Origin of the sequence: Mesorhizobium loti (genome assembly GCF_003148495.1) — a bacterium.
Classification (GTDB): Bacteria; Pseudomonadota; Alphaproteobacteria; order Rhizobiales; family Rhizobiaceae; genus Mesorhizobium; species Mesorhizobium loti.
Window position 1 is genome coordinate 349,183 of sequence record NZ_QGGH01000003.1, and the last position, 19,320, is coordinate 368,502.

The 19,320-nt window shown below is 63.3% G+C and carries 17 protein-coding genes; 7 read left to right on the plus strand and 10 right to left on the minus strand.

Features of this window, described 5'->3' with window-relative positions; translation table 11 throughout:
- Nucleotides 1-185: 185 nt before the first annotated feature.
- From C8D77_RS15175 to htpX, 3 genes are all read right to left on the minus strand, one after another.
- Nucleotides 186-1,910, minus strand: coding sequence for a heparinase II/III family protein (locus C8D77_RS15175; RefSeq protein ID WP_109664328.1), 1,725 nt, complete (start codon nucleotides 1,908-1,910; stop codon nucleotides 186-188).
- 246 nt (nucleotides 1,911-2,156) lie between these two features.
- The gene (locus C8D77_RS15180; RefSeq protein WP_170136747.1) at nucleotides 2,157-3,545 is read right to left on the minus strand and encodes an RsmB/NOP family class I SAM-dependent RNA methyltransferase; all 1,389 of its coding nucleotides are present in this window, start codon (nucleotides 3,543-3,545) and stop codon (nucleotides 2,157-2,159) included.
- The gene (gene htpX, locus C8D77_RS15185; protein WP_109664338.1) at nucleotides 3,542-4,558 is read right to left on the minus strand and encodes a zinc metalloprotease HtpX; all 1,017 of its coding nucleotides are present in this window, start codon (nucleotides 4,556-4,558) and stop codon (nucleotides 3,542-3,544) included. Before htpX ends, C8D77_RS15180 begins: the two co-directional genes overlap by 4 nt.
- Before the next feature lie 105 nt (nucleotides 4,559-4,663).
- Here htpX and C8D77_RS15190 point away from each other — a divergent pair, with 105 nt between their 5' ends.
- On the plus strand, nucleotides 4,664-4,885 hold the full coding sequence (locus C8D77_RS15190) for a DUF1674 domain-containing protein (RefSeq protein WP_109664342.1): 222 nt from the start codon (nucleotides 4,664-4,666) through the stop codon (nucleotides 4,883-4,885).
- Nucleotides 4,886-5,057: 172 nt separating this feature from the next.
- On the opposite strand, the gene C8D77_RS15195 is transcribed toward C8D77_RS15190, so the two are convergent.
- On the minus strand, nucleotides 5,058-5,723 hold the full coding sequence (locus tag C8D77_RS15195) for an HAD-IA family hydrolase (RefSeq protein ID WP_109664347.1): 666 nt from the start codon (nucleotides 5,721-5,723) through the stop codon (nucleotides 5,058-5,060).
- Nucleotides 5,724-5,889: 166 nt separating this feature from the next.
- On the opposite strand from C8D77_RS15195, the gene C8D77_RS15200 reads away from it, so the two are divergent.
- The 3 genes from C8D77_RS15200 to C8D77_RS15210 all read left to right on the plus strand — a co-directional run bounded on the left by C8D77_RS15200 (nucleotide 5,890) and on the right by C8D77_RS15210 (nucleotide 10,165).
- A complete protein-coding gene (locus C8D77_RS15200; protein ID WP_109664351.1) occupies nucleotides 5,890-6,759 on the plus strand; it encodes a transglutaminase-like domain-containing protein in 870 nt (289 codons plus the stop codon).
- A gap of 292 nt (nucleotides 6,760-7,051) precedes the next feature.
- Nucleotides 7,052-8,527, plus strand: coding sequence for a TadE/TadG family type IV pilus assembly protein (locus tag C8D77_RS15205; RefSeq protein ID WP_109664356.1), 1,476 nt, complete (start codon nucleotides 7,052-7,054; stop codon nucleotides 8,525-8,527).
- Nucleotides 8,528-8,896: 369 nt separating this feature from the next.
- Nucleotides 8,897-10,165: an SAM-dependent methyltransferase gene (locus C8D77_RS15210; protein WP_109664359.1), complete on the plus strand. Its 1,269-nt coding sequence runs from the start codon at nucleotides 8,897-8,899 to the stop codon at nucleotides 10,163-10,165.
- Here the strand turns inward: C8D77_RS15210 and C8D77_RS15215 are convergent, their stop codons facing one another.
- Entirely contained in the window at nucleotides 10,166-10,915 is a 750-nt protein-coding gene (locus tag C8D77_RS15215) for an MOSC domain-containing protein (RefSeq protein ID WP_109664364.1), read from the minus strand.
- A complete protein-coding gene (gene acs, locus C8D77_RS15220) occupies nucleotides 10,915-12,870 on the minus strand; it encodes an acetate--CoA ligase (RefSeq protein ID WP_109664368.1) in 1,956 nt (651 codons plus the stop codon). Before acs ends, C8D77_RS15215 begins: the two co-directional genes overlap by 1 nt.
- Nucleotides 12,871-13,184: 314 nt before the next feature.
- Between acs and C8D77_RS15225 the strand changes: the two genes are divergently transcribed.
- Nucleotides 13,185-13,457, plus strand: coding sequence for an usg protein (locus C8D77_RS15225; protein ID WP_109664371.1), 273 nt, complete (start codon nucleotides 13,185-13,187; stop codon nucleotides 13,455-13,457).
- Between the two features lie 125 nt (nucleotides 13,458-13,582).
- Nucleotides 13,583-13,975, plus strand: coding sequence for a DoxX family protein (locus tag C8D77_RS15230; protein WP_109664374.1), 393 nt, complete (start codon nucleotides 13,583-13,585; stop codon nucleotides 13,973-13,975).
- A gap of 39 nt (nucleotides 13,976-14,014) precedes the next feature.
- Here C8D77_RS15230 and C8D77_RS15235 read toward each other — a convergent pair whose 3' ends face one another.
- Together C8D77_RS15235 and C8D77_RS15240 are read right to left on the minus strand one after the other, a co-directional pair.
- Nucleotides 14,015-15,049 carry an aldo/keto reductase gene (locus C8D77_RS15235; protein ID WP_109664378.1) on the minus strand — a complete coding sequence of 345 codons (1,035 nt, stop codon included), beginning with the start codon at nucleotides 15,047-15,049 and terminating at the stop codon, nucleotides 14,015-14,017.
- Nucleotides 15,050-15,106: 57 nt separating this feature from the next.
- Complete coding sequence (locus C8D77_RS15240; protein ID WP_109664382.1) at nucleotides 15,107-16,288, minus strand: MFS transporter; 1,182 nt, start codon at nucleotides 16,286-16,288, stop codon at nucleotides 15,107-15,109.
- A gap of 119 nt (nucleotides 16,289-16,407) precedes the next feature.
- On the opposite strand from C8D77_RS15240, the gene C8D77_RS15245 reads away from it, so the two are divergent.
- On the plus strand, nucleotides 16,408-17,316 hold the full coding sequence (locus C8D77_RS15245) for a LysR family transcriptional regulator (RefSeq protein WP_109664387.1): 909 nt from the start codon (nucleotides 16,408-16,410) through the stop codon (nucleotides 17,314-17,316).
- Between the two features lie 43 nt (nucleotides 17,317-17,359).
- On the opposite strand, the gene C8D77_RS15250 is transcribed toward C8D77_RS15245, so the two are convergent.
- Both C8D77_RS15250 and C8D77_RS15255 read right to left on the minus strand, forming a co-directional pair.
- Nucleotides 17,360-18,409: an aldo/keto reductase gene (locus C8D77_RS15250; RefSeq protein ID WP_109664391.1), complete on the minus strand. Its 1,050-nt coding sequence runs from the start codon at nucleotides 18,407-18,409 to the stop codon at nucleotides 17,360-17,362.
- A 110-nt stretch (nucleotides 18,410-18,519) separates the two neighbouring features.
- A complete protein-coding gene (locus tag C8D77_RS15255; protein WP_109664393.1) occupies nucleotides 18,520-19,182 on the minus strand; it encodes a YggS family pyridoxal phosphate-dependent enzyme in 663 nt (220 codons plus the stop codon).
- Between the last annotated feature and the right edge of the window lie 138 nt (nucleotides 19,183-19,320).

Here is a 19,320-nt window from a genome sequence, read left to right on the forward strand (position 1 = left end):
TGGCGGCCTTTCACGGCTAAGCATGATGCCGAAAAGTTGCGGACTTTTCGGATAAACATCATACGACAAAACAAAAAGCCGGAGAGGAATTCGCGTTTCGACTTGAACGCATTCCGCTCTGGTGTGGTGGATGCCCGCGCCCGTAGCACATGCCGCCCGGAAATCAAACCGGCGGTCAGGTAAGCTCAGTTGTTTTCCGGGTAACCGGCGATGCTGGTGCGCGTCAGCTGCCAGTGGACTTCGGCGACTTCCGAGGCCTTGAAGGCAAGCACGATCTGGCGGCTGCGGCGCGGGCCGCCAAGGCCGGCGAAATAAATCGATTCCTCGACCTCCGGCACCACTTCGGCTGCTGTGAACACCCAGGTGTCGGCCTGATCGGCGGCCAGCACCAGGCGATCATGCTCGTCCTGTAAAAGGTTGATGTCGGGGTGGACGTGGAAACGGATGGTGACGAAGTCGCGGCCATTGTTGCGGATCGCCGCATTGCCGGGCCGCTGGAAACGGTCCCTGCCGGCCAGCACATTGCCGTTCGACGACAGTTTCAGCTCGCGCTCATGCAGGAAGCCGAAGCGCGGGACATAGCCGTCATGGCGGGCGATGAACCCCTGAACGCCCTTCTGGTCGGTGCGCTTGCACTGCACATGCTGCGGGCCGCCGATCAGCGGCGAACCGAGCAGGTCGTTGACGCGCAGCGAATGGCTGAAGCGTGCCGACGAGGTGTCGTTGATGGTGGCGGTCGAGTGCGCCGCGGTGGCGCGCGCCAGCGGTCGGAATTCAGCCGCGCCATAGGTGTCGATGCCGGCATTGACGATGTAGTGCTGTCGGCCGGACGACAGTTCGAAGGCGAGGCAGCTGGCGTGTGCTGCGTTGGACACGTCGACCGGCGGCGGCAGGCCAGTGTCGGCAATGACCGTGGTGCCGCCCATCGACAGGCGCTCATAGCCGGAATGCGGCGCATGCAGCAGGGGCGCGCCGGCGGTATCGTCATGGCGCAGGATGGTGGCGATGCGGTCGTGGATGGTGGCGCCCATGCCGTTGAAGCGGGCGAGGCTGCCGTCCTGATGGCGGAAGAAGCGCAGCGCCGGCAGCATGCGGTCGATGGCGCCGATCAGCGCCTGCGGCGGCGTTTCCGCCTGGTTGGCATAGGTCTGGCGCAGCGGCAGAAGGTCGGCGAGGATTTCCAGGACGACCATCGGATTGCGCGAAATGTGGCCGCCGTCGGCGAGGATCTGGCGGTCGAGTTCCTCGGCCAGGTTGCGGGTTGCGCCGCGCAGCGCCGATGCCGGCGCCGGCAGGGACAGAGCGGCAAAGGCAAGCGCGATGCGGGCACGAAGCTTGTCCTTGCCGTCGGGCATTTCACGCGCCATCGACCGGAGGTAGCGGATCTGAACGGCAACCGATTTCAGGAAGGCGCGGTAGAAGGGGAATTCCGCGCCCTGCAGCACGACGGAGGAGTGCTGCAGCCAGGCGATGATGCGCTTGGCCGTGGTGCCGGGCTCCCAGGCGACGCCGGAAATATGGCTGCCATGCATGGCGATCCAGTCGGAGACCAGGGCGCGGGCATTGGCGGCGGCAAGCTCGGTGCCGGCGGCGCGCATATGGCGTAGCCAGCGAAAGCCGTGCAGCGTCTTCTGCCAGCCGTGATTGGGCACGTTGATCTGGAACGGCGACTTGCCGCCGGTCTCGACCAGATGCCCCGACAGGGGATAGCGGCCGTAGTAGATCTCGAGCGCGATCTGCGGGTCGGCGAGGCGCAGGTCCGGCGGTGCGATCAGCACACGTTCCGGCGTGCGGCCGGAATAGCGCCAGCGATAGACCGGCCCGGCACGCAGGCGCCGGCGCGTTTTGCGCCAGAACTCCTTCGCGACAAGCGTCCACAGACGCGTCGTGCTGCTGGCAGCAAGTGCCAAAACCCCTCCTGATCGTCCACTACCCCGGCGCCGAGTTTACATGATTGCACGACTCGTGCGAAGGCGAATTCCATGGACGGCGCCGGTTCACCCGGTTTCGCCCCCGACTCTCCTTGAAAAAGTCAGTAAATCCGGGCAGTTAAATGAAAGCGCGTCGCGCCCGATCGGTCTGACGCAGCGCGCTTTGGTCTTCTGTTATGCATGTCGTCGTCCCGAAGCCGCTGCGCACTTTTGGGCGACATGCATTTAGCCGGCTCGACGCATGCGAGCGGCGAAGAAGCCATCGAGGCCCGAGCGCTCCGGCGCGCCGAGGTCAAGGTCGGCGGGTGTGGTGCGCAGCGTGCCTTGCGGCGTCAGGAACGGATCGATGCCGGCGATCTCGCCTTGCTGTACCGGATCGTTGGCTATTTCAGCGGCGGCGGCCAAGAAGGCGCGATAGAGATCCTCGCCTTCGAGCGGATCGAGCGAACAGTTGGAGAAGACGATCCTGCCGCCGGGTTTCACCAGCGTGACAGCGCGGGCGAGCAGCCTGCGTTGCAGGTCGGCGAGTTTTTCGACATCGGCCGCCGTCTTGGTCCATGGCACGTCGGGATGCCGGCGCACCGTGCCGGTCGACGAGCAGGGCGCATCGAGGAGAACGGCGTCGAACAATTCCTTCGGCTCGTATTTGAGCAGGTCGGCCTGGACGATCTCGGCGGACAGGCCGAGGCGGTCGAGATTCTGCGTCAGCCGCACCAGCCGGTTCTTCGAGGTGTCGACAGCGGTGACCTTGGCGCCGGCGAGAATGAGCTGCGCGGTCTTGCCGCCGGGGGCGGCGCAGAGATCGGCAACGTGCAAGCCCCTGACATCGCCGAACAGCCGTGCAGGCAGACTGGCCGCGGCGTCCTGGACCCACCAGGCGCCGTCGGCAAAGCCTGGCAGTTCGGTGACCGGCCCAACGAGATTCTCCACCCGGACCGTGCCAGTCGGCAGGACGATGCCGCCGAGCTTTTCGGCCCAAAGCTCGGGATCGGCCTTGACCGAAAAGTCTACCGGCGCCTCGACGCGGTGGGCTTCCAGGATCTGTCTTGCCTTCTCGGTGCCATAGGTGGCCTTCAGCCGGTCGGAAAACCATTTTGGCGCTTCGTCGGTGGCGGCAAGGGCGGCAGGCAGTTCCGTTTCCTTGGCGCGCGCCAAGGTGCGCAGTACGCCATTGACCAGGCCGGAGAAACGCACTGTGCGCGGATCGGACTTGGCGTGGGTCACGGCCAGGTCGACTGCGGCGCTGTCGGGAATGTCGAGGAACAGGATCTGTGCCGCCGCCACATGCAATATGTGCGACAAAGCGGTGGCGTTGGGCGGCAGCGGCTTCTCCAGGCGCCGCGCCAGCAGCCCTGATATGGTCATGCGATAGCGCAGCGCTGTAACCAGAATGGCGCGGACAAGGCCGCGATCGCGTAGGTCGAGCGCCTTGTATTGCGGGTGGCCGTTTTCGTGATCGGTCAGGCCGTCGAGCGGTGTCCTGGCGTCGATGACGGCGGCAAGCAGGCGTGCCGCCGCCTTGCGGGCGGCAAGGCCGGCAACGAAGTCGCCGCCGTCCCTGTGTTCCTGATCGCCTGAAATTGTGCGTCGAGCTCCTCTGTCCGCCACGCTCACGACCACCGGCCCTTGGGTCCGGTCGGGTTGCGGCCCCACGGGTTGGATTTCGGCTTGGCGGGCTCCGCCGGCTGCTTGGGCCGTGCTGCCTGATCCCACGGGCCTGACGGGCGCTGTTCCTCCGCCTGCCGTGGTGCCGGGGTCTGGCGCGGAGCTTGAGTTTCGCTCCCTCCCATCTGCTGTGCCATCGCCTGCAGGGCAGCGATGCGGTTGTCGGTGCTCGGGTGGGTGGAAAACAGACTGTCCATGCGCTCGCCGGAAAGAGGATTGATGATGAAGAGATGCGCGGTTGCCGGATTGCGCTCGGCATCGGGGTTGCGGATGCGTTCGGCGCCGCGGGCGATCTTGTCAAGGGCGGAAGCCAGCCAGAGCGGGTGTCCACAGATTTCGGCGCCGCGCCGGTCGGCCTCATATTCGCGGGTGCGGCTGACCGCCATCTGCACGACCATGGCGGCAAAGGGCGCCACAATCATCGCGACCAGCACGCCGACAATGCCGAACGGATTGTTGTCACGATTGCCGCCGAAGAAGAAGGCGAAATTGCCGAGCATCGAGATAGCGCCGGCAAAGGTGGCGACGATCGTCATGGTCAGCGTGTCGCGATGCTGCACATGGGCGAGTTCGTGCGCCATAACAGCGGCGACCTCTTCAGGCGTCAGTGCCTGCAACAGGCCGGTAGAGGCAGCCACTGCCGCGTTCTGCGGGTTGCGGCCGGTGGCGAAGGCGTTCGGCTGCGGGTTGTCGATCAGATAGGTCTTCGGCATCGGCAGGCCGGCCTGTTTGGCCATTGCCTTGACTATGGCGTAATATTCGGGCGCGTTCCCTTCGTCGACCTCGACGGCACGGTTCATCGACAGCACCATCTTGTCGGCGTTCCAGTAGCTGAACAGGTTGGTGCCGGCAGCGATCAGCAGCGCGATCATCATGCCGCCGGTTCCGCCGATCAAAAAGCCGACGCCCATGAACAGCGCCGTCATCGCGGCAAGAAGCATGGCGGTGCGAAGCGTGTTCATCGTCTGCTCCTGTCCAACTGGTGGTGAAAGGGGGTCGATCCGTGTGAGTTCATCGCTATATGATGGGAAACGCCTGGTCCTGTTTCAATCCGCCGGAAATATCGCATGAACGACGAAACCAGTAAAATCGATGCCGACCTTGGCCATGATGTCGAGCCAAAGGCGCTGACGCCGCAAGCCAGACGGGCGCTCGCGGAAGCCGAGGCAAGACGCGTGAAATATCTGGAGAAGGAAGCAGCCGCGCCGAAGGAGATCGGCGGCCGTGGCGGCAAGGAGCCCGGCCGCTATGGCGACTGGGAGGTGAAGGGCCTGACCAGCGACTTCTAAGGTATGGTGATATTCACGTGATGCTGGCCTGCAAGCGTTGGTTTCCTGCGCCTCCGGTGCTCACGTCTTTCAAGTGCGCTCCGCTCCGGTTCTCGGAAACCGTCTTGTTTGGTCGCTACGCGCCCGTCTTCGACTCCGACTCGGCCTGACCTGAATCTCAATACACCCTTGGCTAGGCGGCGCTGCGCTGCGGCTCAAGCGCGATCCAGCCGTTTTCGTCGAGTGTGATGCCGATCCCCTCGTAACCTCCTATCGCGGCGTGCTGGCTTTGCAGCGCATGCTTGTGCGTGGCGTTGATGATCATGACCGCCGCGCCCGCCGCCTCGGCTGCCGTGATGCCGGCTGGAGCATCCTCGAACACGAGGCAGTCGCGCGCATCGAAGCCGAGCCGTTCCGCGCCAAGCCGGAAGCAATCGGGCGCCGGCTTGCCGCGGGAGACATCTTCCGCCGCGACGATGACGGCCGGGACAGGGATGCCCGCAGCCTGCATGCGCAACAGCGCCAGTTCGCGCGGCGCGGAGGTGACGATCGCCCAGCGCTCGGGGGGCAGCGAATTGAGAAACGCGGCTGCGCCGGCGATCTGGAGAATGCCATCCAGATCGGCCGCCTCGGCCTTCAGCAGCAGGTCGGCCTCGTGCGCCGGGTCGACGCCTGGAAGTGCCAGGCCGGTGATGGTCTCGATCGCCCGCACGCCGTGGATCGTCGGCAGGAAGGCGGAGACGTCGAGGCCCTGGCGGTGTGCCCAATCGCTCCACACCCGTTCCGCCGAGGCGATGGAATTGATGAGCGTGCCGTCCATATCGAAGAGGAAGGCCGCGAATTTTCTGCCTGAATACATGGTTTTCCTTGAGTCCGGGGGAGCGCTTGTGGCGTTCCCGAACCTAACGTCTCGGCCACGGCAGGGGAAGACACGGGCCGGGCTTTTCGATCGGCCCAGGGAACCATGGCCAGTCTTTTCGCGTTTGAGCAAAACTGTTTTCCACGACGACCGAAGGGGGACTGCGATGCTGATCCGGCTCGGCTACGAAATCGCCATTGAATGCACCGAGGCCACCCCCGTGATTTCGTTGCTCGAAGTCCACAAGGACCGCCAGGCCGACATCAAGCGGCAGACGCGCGTGCTGACCTCGCCTTCGGTGCCAACCAAGCTCTACCACGATCTGCATGGCAATGCCTGCCGCCGCTTCACGGCGCCCGCCGGTGGTTTTCGTATCCTGTATGACGCGGTCGTCGAGGACAGCGGCGAAACGGACGAGGTCAACACACTGGCCAGTGAAGTGCCGGTGGCGGACCTGCCCGACGAGGTGCTTTTCTATCTCCTGGGCAGCCGCTATTGCGAGACGGATCATCTGAGCGGCCTGGCCTGGCAGCTCTTCGGCCATCTTCCGCCCGGCTGGGCGCGCGTGCAGGCGATCGTCGACTATGTCCACAACCGGCTGTCGTTCGGCTATGGCTATGCACGGTCGACCCGCACCGCAGCGCAGGCGCATGAGGAGCGGGTCGGCGTCTGTCGCGACTTTGCCCATCTGGCGATCACGCTGTGCCGCTGCATGAACATTCCCGCGCGCTATGTGAACGGCTATCTCGGTGATATCGGCGTGCCGGTCGATCCGGCGCCGATGGATTTCTCGGCTTGGCTGGAAGTGTTCCTCGACGGCAAATGGTACACGTTCGATGCCCGCCACAACACGCCGAGGACCGGCCGCGTCGTCATCGCGCGCGGCCGTGACGCCACCGACGTGCCGCTGCTGCACAGCTTCGGCCCGCATCGGCTCGGCCTGTTCAAGGTGTGGACCTACGAACAGGAAGGCAATCTGTTCAACCCGCCCTATCACGGCATCGACAGGACGGCCAGCGCACGGATGCTGGCCTAGAGCTTTTCGCAGCCGGATTCTGATCCGCTTCGAGACACTGCATCCTTCGAGCCTCTGTGCCGGATCGGGACCCGGATCGACATGCCGTCGATCATGGTAAGCGCTTCGTAAACGAAGTCGCTTCCTTGAATTTCCGTTTACCTATTGTTTACCTTACATCCTTCGTAACCCAAGCAAAAACAACAGTTTGATTGCCTGATCCCGGGCTGCGCGGAAGCGACCGCGCAATCCGGCCGGATTCCTGCATTGGCCTTTCCACGGCGACGAGGCCGAGGCGAGCGGAGGCTGTAGGATGCGGAATTACGGGGGTCTTGTTCACGCGGTCGGTGGGTTCGCCAGGGATCGCGGTGGAAATTTCGCAGTCCTGTTCGGCCTTGCTGCCTCGGTCTTGGCGCTGGGCGTTGGCTTTTCCGTCAACGTCTCTCAGCTGTACAATGCCAGATCGAGCCTGCAGGGCGTGGTCGATGCCGCCGTGACATCGACCGCACGCGACCTGACGACCGGCGCCATCAAGGAGGCCGATGCCAACAAATCGGTTCAGGCCTTTCTCGATGCCAACAGCACGGCGGGCATCCTGCAGGTCGACCAGATCGTGCTCGACAGACTGACGGTCAACAGTACCGCCAAGACGGTCCAAGCCGACGCCCATGTCGATGTCGCGCTGTATTTCCCGATTTTTGGCACGGGTGACATGAAACGCGTCACCGCTTCCACAACGGCGCTCTATTCGGACAAGGCCGTCGAAGTGGCGATGATGCTAGACATTACAGGATCGATGGCGAAGCGGGGTAAGGTCGACAAGATCGGCGATCTGAAAGCAGCTGCAAGAAACGCCGTTCAGACGATGCTCCAGAACCAGGATCCGAAGAACCCCCGCATCCGCGTCGCAATTGTGCCCTACGCATCTGGCGTGAACGCCGGCAAGCTGGCGGAAAACGTCTATGCCGAGAACCAAGGGAGCTCTGAGCTGCCACCGGTTGCCGGCAGTTCGCTTCTCGTCGCCAAGACGGGCAAAGACTTGCTGCCGTCCTTCAGCGACTACATCTCCATTGTTGGCGCGGCGATGCCACACCCCGATAATTGCACGACGGAGCGCAAGGACAAAAACGGCGATGCGGATTTGAGCGCCGACGGCCCAGAGACGGTTCGCACGGACAGGACCGGCAAGAAATATTATGCCCTGGTCAACCGGGATGATCATCTCAGTGGTGGGGGAATGAACAGGTGCCCTGATGCGGAAGTGATCCCGCTGACCGCGGATTCCGATGCATTGCTTGATTCGATCGACGACTTCCAGGCCGATGGTTATACGGCCGGCGCGATCGCCATTCAGTGGACCTATTATATGCTGTCGCCGCAATGGCGCGCCGCGATCGAGAATGCCGGTCTCGGCAAAGGCGCCTCGGATGCCAATGCGAAGAAGATCGCCAAGGTTGCGATCCTGATGACCGATGGCCAGTTCAATACTGCCTTCGCCGGTGCGGGGGGCAGCTACAACAGCCAGGGCAACCTTGCGCGCGGCAACGCCGAAACGCTGTGCGGCAACATGAAAAATGACGGCATCGAGATTTTCACCATCGGCTTCGATCTGAACGACAAGGACATGTCGGCGACCGAGCGGGACCAGGCAAAGGCGGTGCTGAAGGACTGTTCGTCGAAGGACGTGTCCACCAACAGGCATTACTTCGAGGTATCCACCGGAGTAGAATTGAACGACGCCTTTCAGGAAATCATCCGCAACACCGAAAAGGTCGTCCTGACCCAGTAATCCGCAAAAAGGAAAAGGCCGCCGCTTCTTGCGAAGCCGGCGGCCTTCCGTGTTTCCGTCCCTGGCGCGGCCCTATGGCGGCGACCTCAAGAGGTCACCCGCCGCGCATCTCGCGCCTTAACGGGAAGACTGCTTCCCGAAAGTGCAATCCGCTGAGGCCACGTTCTGGAAAACGAAATCACTCGACATCGGATCACCTCCTTTCGATTTGTTGAACACACGGAGATGATGGGGTCTCATTTGGGAAATGGCAAGGTGCCACCCTCAAAAAGCCGGGTGTGTGTCTTTCCAGACAGGCTGACAAGACGGGCGGACTTGCAGTCCAGTGGCAAACAGACAACATTGGCGCTCTGGCTTCGGGGAGGAAGCATGGACGCCACCGACAAGGCCGCGCGGATTGTTCGAACGGTTGTTGAAACGCTGAAGCCGGGCTTTGCTGTCAAGCTCTGGACCGGCGAGCGCATTGGCCCCGCCACCGGCCCTGTGCTCACCGTCAACGACCCGGACATTGTCTGGCAGGTGGTCCGCCGTCCCGCCTTCTCGACGCTGATCGAGATGTGGATTTCCAAGGCGGTCGACATCGAAGACGGATCGCTGTTTGACTTCTACGCCCTGCCTTCGCAAGGCAAGCTTAGGTCGAAACTCAAGACATTGCCGAAGCTGGCGATCCTGCGTGATCTGCCAGCCGTGCTGTTTTCAAGGAAACAGATGACGGCGCGGACCGATCTTTCGGGGCGCAATCCCTTCGTCAGCGGTTCGAGCCAGGAAGCGATCCAGCATCATTACGACATCTCGAATGCCTTCTATCGGCTCTTTCTCGACGAACGTATGGTCTACAGCTGCGGTTACTTCAAGGATTTCGCCAACAGCATCGATGAGGCGCAAATCGACAAGCTCGACCATATCTGCCGCAAGCTGCGGCTGAAGCCCGGCGAGAGGCTGCTCGACATAGGCTGCGGCTGGGGAGCGATGCTGATCCATGCCGCGAAGAACTACGGCGTCGTCGGCCACGGTGTCTCGTTGTCGGAAGCCCAGACGCAACTCGCCCGTGAGCGCATTCGCGCCGAGGGGCTGGAGGACAAGATCACGATCGAGATAAAATCCTACGCCGAACTTACCGGTAGCTTCGACAAGATATCGTCGATCGGCATGTTCGAGCATCTGGGGCTCGCCAACCACGCCGCCTATTTCTCCACCGTCCAGCGCCTGCTGAAGCCGGGCGGCGTCTATCTGCATCACGCCATTACCAGGCGCAGCAAGGGCGACATCAAGAAAACCCTGCGCAAGGGTCCGGAGTTCAAGGCGCTGATCAAATACATCTTCCCCGGCGGCGAACTCGACACGATCGGCATGACGCTCGGCAATCTCGAAGCCCACGGCTTCCTCGTCTACGATGTCGAGAACCTGCGCGAACACTATGCCCGCACCTGCAGGCTGTGGGCCGAGCGCCTGCATGCAAGGTTCGACGAGGCAATCGCCGAAGTGGGAGAAGCCAAGGCGCGGCTGTGGCTGCTTTACCTGACCGGCTGTTCGATCACCTTCGAACGTGCCTCGGCACAGATTTTCCAGACTGTCGTCACCAAGCGCGCGCGTGGCCCGAGCGGACTGCCGCCGACAAGGGCGGATCTGTACCAATGATCAGATGAAGCGCATCGTGTCGCCGACCTCGATGCTGGCCGGCCGATCGACCGTACAATAGACGCCGAGATTGTGCGCGTTGTGGCGGACCAGATTGCGCAGGATACCGGGATCATTGCCGAAGCCATCCTGGGCGATGATGGTGAAACCGCAGCGGCGGCAGGGTTCCGAGATGGTCAGCAACAGGTCGCCGATCGCCAGCTTGCGGCCGATCCATTCCGTCTCTGGAAACGACCCTTCGATTGCCGCCATGTCGACGACGATGTTGGGACGAAAACGGCGCGCATCGGGGATGCCTTCCGGATGCAATGCCTTCAGGCGCGCCAGCGAAGCCGTGGTCAACAGATGGATCGGCGCCTTGCGGTAGCGCTCCGCCGTCAGCGGGCCGGAATAGCCTGAGGCGGTGTTCTCGCGGCGAAACGGCCGGATCGAGGCTTCGAAGCCAAGATAGGCCGACACCGCGCGGTCGCTCTCGATACCCGGCGCAGCCAGCCAGTCGCCGTCCGGGATGGCGATCTCGAGTTCGCGGGCAGGCGACAGCCGGGTCCGGATGCGCGGCACCTTGTGCCATTTCGCCTCGCGATCCGGCCGGGCGATTTCATTGTCGGTGGCATCGACAAGGCCGAACAGGCGGTCGCCGTCGATGCTCTCGACGTCGACCGAGATTGTTTCCAGGCGCTCACCGGCAAGCGAACTCGCTGGATAGCGCCAGAGCTCACTGACAGTGCCCAGTGCGGCCTCGTCCTGCATCAAGCCTTCTTGTTCTGCCGGTTGGCGATCAGGTCGTCGACGACGGCCGGATCGGCCAGCGTCGAGGTGTCGCCAAGGGCTGAGAAATCGTCCTCGGCGATCTTGCGCAGGATGCGACGCATGATCTTGCCCGAGCGCGTCTTCGGCAGGCCGGGCGCGAACTGGATCTTGTCGGGCGAAGCGATGGCGCCGATCTCCTTGCGGACATGAGCGACGAGTTCCTTGCGCAACTCCTCGCTCGGCTGCTCGCCGCCCATCAGCGTGACGTAGCAGTAGATGCCCTGGCCCTTGATGTCGTGTGGATAGCCGACGACGGCGGCTTCCGAAACCTTGTCGTGGCTGACCAGTGCGGATTCGACTTCGGCCGTGCCCATGCGATGGCCGGAGACGTTGATGACGTCGTCGACGCGGCCGGTGATCCAGTAGTAGCCGTCGGCGTCGCGGCGGCAGCCATCGCCGGTGAAGTACTTGCCCTTGTAGGTCGAGAAATAGGTCTGGATGAAGCGATCATGATCGCCATAGACGGTGCGCATCTGGCCGGGCCAGGAATCGGTGATGCACAGATTGCCGTCGGCAGCACCTTCCAGCACGTTGCCCTCGCCGTCGACCAGCTGCGGCTTGACGCCGAAGAACGGCCGCGTCGCCGAGCCTGCCTTGAGGTCGGTGGCGCCGGGCAGTGGCGTGATCAGGATGCCGCCGGTCTCGGTCTGCCACCAGGTGTCGACGATCGGCACCTTGCCGTTGCCGACGATGTTGAAATACCACTCCCAGGCTTCCGGATTGATCGGCTCGCCAACCGAACCCAGCACGCGCAGCGACTTGCGCGACGTCTTGGTGACATGCGCATCGCCGGCGCCCATCAGCGCCCGAAGCGCCGTCGGGGCGGTGTAGAAGATGTTGACCTTGTGCTTGTCGATGACGTCCCAGAAGCGCGAGTGCGACGGATAGTTCGGCACGCCTTCGAACATCAGCGTGGTGGCGCCGTTGGCGAGCGGGCCGTAGACGATGTAGCTGTGGCCGGTGACCCAGCCGACATCGGCGGTGCACCAATAGATGTCGCCGTCATGGTAGTCGAAGACATATTGGTGCGTCATCGAGACGTAGACGAGGTAGCCGGCGGTGGTGTGCAGCACACCCTTCGGCTTGCCGGTCGAGCCGGAGGTGTAGAGGATGAACAGCGGATCCTCGGCCTTCATCTTCTCCGGCTTGCATTCGGCCTTCACCGTCGCGATCTCGTCGTGATACCAGACGTCGCGCCCCGGCGCCCAGCCGACCTTGCCGCCGGTGCGGCGCACGACGACAACGTTCTTGACCATGACGAAATTCTTGGCGGCGATGTCGATCGCCTTGTCGGTGTTCTCCTTAAGCGGAATGGCCTTGCCGCCGCGCAGGCCTTCGTCGGCAGTGATGACGAAGGTCGATTCGCAATCGACGATGCGGCCGGCCAGCGCATCCGGCGAAAAGCCGCCGAAGACGATCGAGTGGATGGCGCCGATGCGCGTGCAGGCCAGCATCGCATAGGCCGCTTCCGGGATCATCGGCATGTAGATGGTGACGCGGTCACCCTTCTTGACGCCGTGCTTCTTCATCACGTTGGCGAGCCGGCAGACATGCTCGTAGAGCTCGTTGTAGGTGATCTTCTTGTCGTCGTAGGGATTGTCGCCTTCCCAGATGATGGCGGTCTGGTTGCCGCGCTTCTTCAGGTGCCGGTCGATGCAGTTATAAGAGACGTTGGTCAGCCCGTCCTCGAACCATTTGATCGAGACCTTGCCGTCGAAGGAGGTGTTCTTGACCTTGCTGTAGGGCTTGAACCAGTCGATGCGCTTGCCGTGCTTGCCCCAGAACTTGTCCGGTGACTTGACGCTGTCGGCATACCATTTCAGGTAGGTGTCATTATCGATCAGCGCGTTTTTCTTCCACGCCGGCTGGACGCGATGGACATGAACCTCGGACATTTCTTGACTTCCTCCCAAACCAATCCGCCGGCTTGAAACGCCGGCGGGATCGCGACAAAGCTGCCGCGAATTCGCGGCATTATTACCAGTTCGCCCGTCATCGCAATATTAGACGTTGGATTCGCGCGGCGGGATGCCGCAGGCATTTTGCCTGCCGCTGTCAGCACTCGGGCGGGCTCGCTGCTAACCGCATGTTTTCGCGCGGAAAACTCGTTCTCGATCAGGAAAAATCAATAGACAGTTAAGCAACGGCGCGCACACTCTGACGTTGGGAGGAAAGGAGACTCAACCAGGGACCGCCCAAGGGGACTGCCATGCGCGACCATTCCGAAATGGACCTGATGCTCAAAGGCTATGGCCTGACCACGGCCAAGATTCTCTATCATTTCCCCGACCATCCGCATCTGCTGCAGAGCTTCATCTGGCAGGACTATGATCTGGCGCCGCAATTTCCGGTGCTGATCAAGTTCATCGAATTCTGGAAGGCCAAGCTGGACGGGCCGCTGCATTCGATCAGCTACACGCACCAGAAGCTGATCGCGCCGAATGAATGGCGCAAGGTGGACGGCGAGTTCGTGCTTCACTGAACGGCGGCCGCAGACGGTCTGTTTCCATTCTGGTCCCGCGACAGCAGCGCCGCTGTCGGCTATCCTACGCAGGTGGCGCGGCAAGGCCGAGTGCCCAAGGCGCGTCCGCGATCGGGAGAACGGACATGACCGCGTTCGACTATGCCGCGCTACTGCTTCGTGTCAGCGTCGGCGGCCTGTTTCTTGCCCATGCCTATCTGAAGTACTTCGTCTTCACGCCCAAGGGCACAACCGATTATTTCCAGTCGCTCGGCGTACCCGGCTATTTCGGCTTGATCGCCATCGCAGCCGAAACGGCCGGCGGTCTTGGTCTGATCTTCGGCGTCGCCACGCGGCTGGCGGCCATTCTGCTCATTCCCCTGATGCTGGGCACGATCGTGCTCGTCCACGGCAAAAATGGTTTCTGGTTCACCAATGCGGGCGGTGGCTGGGAGTATCCGGCGCTGTGGGTCGTCTGCCTGATCATCATTGCCCTGATCGGCAGCGGCCAGGCAGCGCTTTGGCCAATCTGGGGGTAGGCTATCAGGCCGCGCAACGCGCGGCCTGAGCAAAAAATATCAGACCGCCGGCGGGTTGAGCCGGGCGAAACCTTCCTGGCGGCGATAGGGGAAATACGGGTAGGGGGCCGTGACTTCGCTTGCCGCGTCGAGTGTCCTGATCTGCTCCGGCGTCAACGTCCAGCCGACGGCGCCGAGATTCTGGCGCAGCTGTTCCTCGTTGCGGGCGCCGATGATGACCGACGACACGGTCGGGCGCTGGAGCAGCCAGTTGATGGCGATCTGCGGCACGGTCTTGCCGGTTTCCTGCGCCACCGCGTCGAGGGCATCCATGACCTGGTAGAGATGCTCGTCCTCGACCGGCGGCCCGAAGCTTGCTGTGTCGTGCAGCCGGCTCTTTTTCGGCAAAGGCTGGCCACGGCGGATCTTGCCGGTCAGGCGGCCCCAGCCGAGCGGGCTCCACACCAGCGCGCCGACGCCCTGGTCGAGGCCGAGCGGCATCAGCTCCCATTCATAGTCGCGGCCGACCAGCGAATAGTAGACCTGATGCGCTACGTAGCGGGGGTAGCCGTGCTTGTCAGCCTCGGCCAGCGACTTCATCACTTGCCAGCCGGAGAAATTGGAGACGCCGGCATAGCGCAGCTTGCCCGAGCGCACGAGCTGGTCCAGCGTCGACAGCACCTCCTCGATCGGCGTGCCGGCATCGAAGGCGTGCAGCTGCAGAAGGTCGATGTAGTCGGTGCCGAGGCGCCTCAGCGCATCATCCACGGATCTGATCAGCCGCGCACGCGACGAGCCGTAATCGGCCGGCCCATCGCCCATCGGCAGCGAGGTCTTGGTCGAGATCAACACGGCATCGCGGCGACCCTTTATCGCTTCGCCAAGCACCTCTTCCGAGGCGCCGTTCGAATAGACGTCGGCGGTGTCGAACAGGTTGACGCCGGCCTCCAGGCAGATGTCGATCAGCCGCCGCGCCTCGCTGGCGTCGCTGTTGCCCCAGGCGCCGAACAGCGGGCCGGAACCGCCAAAAGTTCCCGCGCCGAATGAGAGTGCGGGCACTTTCAGGCCCGATGCACCGAGACGTCGATAGTCCATCTTTTTACTCCTGATGGTGTGGAATGAAGGTGTCGAAAGTGGGTTTGCCGAGGACGGTCACGACCGGATGGAGGCAGGCTCGCCGAGCGTGTCGGTGCGATCGAGACGCAGCGCCAGTCCCGCCACGGCGAGTGCGGCGAGCGGCAGCAGGGCGGCGACCCAGGTGAGGGACCCCAGACCAAGCCCATGGGCAATCACCGCGCCACCAAGCCAGGCGCCTGCCGCATTGCCGAGATTGAAGGCGGCGATGTTGAAGGATGAGGCGAGGCTCTGACCGGCACCTTGCGCCTTGTCCAATACCCACATCTGCAGCGGCGCCACGGTGGCGAAGGCAGCAGCGCCGAGCAGTCCGACATAGATGACGGCCATCACCTGGCTGTGGATGGCGAAGGTCATGGTTGCGAGCACCAGGGCCAGCACCACGAGACTGCCCAGCACGGCCGGCACCAGCCAGCGGTCGGCGACCTTGCCGCCAAGCAAATTGCCGGCGATGAGACCGCCGCCGAAGACGAGCAGAATCGGCGATACGGCCGCTTCCTTGAAGCCGCTGATCTCGGTCAGCAACGGCGCGATATAAGTGAAGACGGCGAAGACTCCAGCATAGCCGAGCACGGTGGTGGCAAGACCGAGCAGGACGGGCGTGCGGCGCAAAACGGCGAGATCGGCGCGCAGGTCGCTCTTTTCGGGCGCCGTCTGGCTGCGTGGCACCAGAGCCAGGATGACGGCGAAGGCCGCGAGGCCGACCAATGTCACCGCCCAAAAGGTCGCCCGCCAGCCAAAAGCCTGGCCGAGCCAGGTGCCGAAGGGCACGCCGAGGATGTTGGCGATGGTCAGCCCGGTGAACATCAGTGCGATCGCCGAGGCCTTCTTGTTGGGCGCCACCAGCCCTGTGGCGACGACAGAGCCGACGCCGAAGAAGGTGCCGTGGGCAAAGGCAGTGATGATGCGCGCGCCCATCAGCGTCCAGTAGTCGGGTGCCAGCGCACAGGCGAGATTGCCAAGCGTGAAGATCGCCATCAGCGCCAGGAGCACGGTCTTTCGTGGCCAGTTGCCGGTGGCGATGGTCAGCAGGGGCGCGCCGATGACGACGCCAAGCGCATAACCAGAAATGAGTTGGCCGGCGGCCGAGATCGAAACGCCGAGATCCTTGCTGACATCGAGCAGCAGACCCATGATGACGAATTCGGTGACGCCAATGCCGAAGGCACCGGCGGCGAGGGCGTAGAGAGCAAGAGGCATGGCTGTTTCCACTTCGATGACGAAGAGCGCCGTCCCGCGCCCCGACCCGAAAGATCGTGTTGCCCTGCATTGTGAACCAGACTTGCCTTGGGCACATTTTCTGTGAAATAGATTCACAAATGGCCAGGTCCGACATCAATCGCTCCGGCGAGATCGAAGTGTTCGTGCGGGTCGTCGAGGAAGGCAGTTTTTCCTCCGCGGCACGCGCGTTGCGCATGACGCCGTCGGCGGTGAGCAAGCTGATCGCGCGGCTGGAGGCCAGGCTTGGCGCGCGGCTGGTCAGCCGTTCGACGCGAAAACTACAACTGACGCCGGAAGGCACGGCGTTCTACGACAGCGGCCTGCGCATCCTCGCCGACATGGCGGCGGCCGAGCAGGAGGCAGCGGCGGGTGCGGCGCCACGCGGACGGCTGCGCGTCAACACCTACGTGCCCTTCGGGGTGCACCGGCTGATCCCGCTTCTGCCGCGCTTCCTCGAACGCTACCCCGAGATTTCAGTTGATCTGGTGCTGACCGACAGCGTCATCGACCTGATGGCGGAACGCGCCGACGTCGCCATCCGTGCAGGGCCGCTCAGCGAATCGCGGCTGGTGGCGCGCAAGCTCGGGCAAAGCCCGGTGGTGGTCGTTGCGGCACCTTCTTACCTCGAGACGCATGGCATGCCGCTGACGCCAGCCGATCTCGACAGACACAACCGGATGGGCTTCGGTTTTGTGCGGCATGTCGATGGCTGGCCGTTCCTTGACGCGGAGGGCCGCGCCATCATGGTTCCGATCACCGGCAACACTCTGGTCAGCGATGGCGAGGCGATGCGGCTGATGGCGCTGGCGGGCGCGGGCATCGCCCGGCTGGCCCGTTGGCATGTTGCGTCCGATATCGCCGCCGGCCGGCTGGTGTCGCTGCTGGAGGCATTCAATCCCGGCGACGAGGAGCCCACCCACGCCGTCTATGTCGGCCAGGGCCGGCATCTGCCGGCGCGAGTGCGCGCCTTTCTCGATTTTCTGGGGGAGAGCGTCCGGCTGACCTGACATCTCGGGAGCCACGGGCTCCCGAGATGTCAGGTGGGCTGCGCTATGCTTTCGGCGTGAACGGCGCCGGGCGCCGGCCCGCTGCCTGACGCTCCAGCATCCAGCCGGGATATTCGGACGGCAGGGCGCTGACCTCGTCGAGGCGAACCAGATCGTCGGTGTCGAGCTTCAGTTGGGTCGCGGCAAGGTTCTGCTCCAGCTGCTCCATGCGGCTGGCGCCGATGATGACGCTCATCACGAAGGGCTTGGCCAGGACATAGCCGAGCGCCACCGTGGCGACGCTCACATCATGCTTTTTGGCGATTTCGCGCATGACGGCAACAGCCGCCCAGGCGCGATCCTCATTGACCGGCGGGAAGTTGAAGCTGCCGCGGCGACCTTCGCCATTGCCCGGTGCGCCAGGGCCGTATTTGCCGGACAGCAGGCCGCCGGCCATCGGCGACCACACCATCAGGCCGAGCTTCTCCTCGTTGAGCAGAGGCACAATCTCGCGCTCGAGGTCGCGGCCGGCGATGGAATAATAGGACTGGACAGTCTCGAAACGGGCAAAGCCCTTGCGCTCGGCAATGCCGAGCGCCTTGGCGATGCGCCATGCCGCCCAGTTGGAAACACCGACATAGCGGACCTTGCCGCCGGCAACCAGATCGTCCAGTGCGCGCAGCGTTTCGTCGATCGGCGTTACGGTGTCGGTGCCGTGCAACTGGTAGAGATCGATATGGTCGAGCTGCAGCCGTTCAAGGCTGGCATCGACCGAGTCCATGATGTGGCCGCGTGACGAGCCGCGCTGGTTGGGGCCCTCGCCCATGGCGCCATGCGCCTTGGTGGCGATGACCACATTCTGCCTGTTGACCTTGAGATCCCTGAGCGACTGGCCGAGCAGCCGTTCGGATTCGCCGAAGGAGTAGACGTCGGCCGTATCGAAGAAATTGACGCCCGCGGCGAGCGAATGGGCGACGATCTCGTTGACGCCCTTCTGGTCGAGGCTGGCGATCAGGCCCCATTGGGCATTCTGGCCGGCGGCGCCGAAGGTCATGGTGCCGAGGCATAGTTCGGAGACGAACATCCCCGTATTTCCAAGCTGGTTGTAACGCATGGTGGAGGCTCCAGAGAGTTTGTGATGGCACAAAGCAAATAGGAACGGTACGTTTCGTTTCCAGTCTTGGAGCAACGAACCCGCCGAGTTGGCCTAAAGGCCGTTGCCTCTCAGCGGCTGCCGAAGATCGCCGACCCAACCCGGACGCTGGTGGCGCCGAAGGCGATCGCCGTCTCGTAGTCGCCGGACATGCCCATCGACAGTCTGGCGACGCCGGCCTCATGCCCAAGCTTTTCCAGCAAGGCGAAATGGGGCCCGGGGTTCTCGTCGGCCGGCGGGATGCACATCAGGCCTTCGATGGCGAGGCCATGCACATCGCGGCAGCGGGCGACGAAAGCCACCGCCTCGCGTGGCTCGATGCCGGCTTTCTGCGGTTCGGAGCCGGTGTTGACCTGGACGTAGAGTCTTGGTGCCCGCCCCTGCCTGGCGATCTCCTTGGCGAGTTCGGCCGCGATCTTCTCGCGATCGACCGTTTCGATGACGTCGAACAGCGCCACCGCCTCTTTCGCCTTGTTGGATTGCAGCGGGCCGATCAGATGCAGTTCGATGTCGGGAAATGCGTCCTTCAGATCAGGCCATTTGCCTTGCGCTTCCTGCACGCGATTCTCGCCGAAGACGCGCTGGCCTGCCTCGATGACCAGGCTGATATCGGCGGCGTCAAAGGTCTTGGAAACCGCAACCAGCGTCACCGCGCCGGCATCCCGCCCGGCCTCCTGCTCCGCTGCGGCGATCTTCGCCTTGACCGCGAAAAACTGCTGAACGACGTCGCCCATATGCAAATCCTGCTGTTTTGACCGGCGTTTTTATCAGACGCGATACCCATATGGTTGACGGGTTTGCCAAACCATGGTGAACACCCGGACCACATTCCCTGAACTGCCGAGCCGTCGCCCGCAGTTCGCGCATGCTTT

What these genes read in the sequence shown, in the direction of transcription:
- htpX (WP_109664338.1), bottom strand. Translation starts at nt 4,558, where the DNA reads ATGAACACGCTTCGCACCGCCATGCTTCTTGCCGCGATGACGGCGCTG.
- C8D77_RS15190 (WP_109664342.1), top strand. Translation starts at nt 4,664, where the DNA reads ATGAACGACGAAACCAGTAAAATCGATGCCGACCTTGGCCATGATGTC.
- C8D77_RS15195 (WP_109664347.1), bottom strand. Translation starts at nt 5,723, where the DNA reads ATGTATTCAGGCAGAAAATTCGCGGCCTTCCTCTTCGATATGGACGGC.
- C8D77_RS15200 (WP_109664351.1), top strand. Translation starts at nt 5,890, where the DNA reads ATGCTGATCCGGCTCGGCTACGAAATCGCCATTGAATGCACCGAGGCC.
- C8D77_RS15205 (WP_109664356.1), top strand. Translation starts at nt 7,052, where the DNA reads ATGCGGAATTACGGGGGTCTTGTTCACGCGGTCGGTGGGTTCGCCAGG.
- C8D77_RS15210 (WP_109664359.1), top strand. Translation starts at nt 8,897, where the DNA reads ATGGACGCCACCGACAAGGCCGCGCGGATTGTTCGAACGGTTGTTGAA.
- C8D77_RS15215 (WP_109664364.1), bottom strand. Translation starts at nt 10,915, where the DNA reads ATGCAGGACGAGGCCGCACTGGGCACTGTCAGTGAGCTCTGGCGCTAT.
- acs (WP_109664368.1), bottom strand. Translation starts at nt 12,870, where the DNA reads ATGTCCGAGGTTCATGTCCATCGCGTCCAGCCGGCGTGGAAGAAAAAC.
- C8D77_RS15225 (WP_109664371.1), top strand. Translation starts at nt 13,185, where the DNA reads ATGCGCGACCATTCCGAAATGGACCTGATGCTCAAAGGCTATGGCCTG.
- C8D77_RS15230 (WP_109664374.1), top strand. Translation starts at nt 13,583, where the DNA reads ATGACCGCGTTCGACTATGCCGCGCTACTGCTTCGTGTCAGCGTCGGC.
- C8D77_RS15235 (WP_109664378.1), bottom strand. Translation starts at nt 15,049, where the DNA reads ATGGACTATCGACGTCTCGGTGCATCGGGCCTGAAAGTGCCCGCACTC.
- C8D77_RS15240 (WP_109664382.1), bottom strand. Translation starts at nt 16,288, where the DNA reads ATGCCTCTTGCTCTCTACGCCCTCGCCGCCGGTGCCTTCGGCATTGGC.
- C8D77_RS15245 (WP_109664387.1), top strand. Translation starts at nt 16,408, where the DNA reads ATGGCCAGGTCCGACATCAATCGCTCCGGCGAGATCGAAGTGTTCGTG.
- C8D77_RS15250 (WP_109664391.1), bottom strand. Translation starts at nt 18,409, where the DNA reads ATGCGTTACAACCAGCTTGGAAATACGGGGATGTTCGTCTCCGAACTA.
- C8D77_RS15255 (WP_109664393.1), bottom strand. Translation starts at nt 19,182, where the DNA reads ATGGGCGACGTCGTTCAGCAGTTTTTCGCGGTCAAGGCGAAGATCGCC.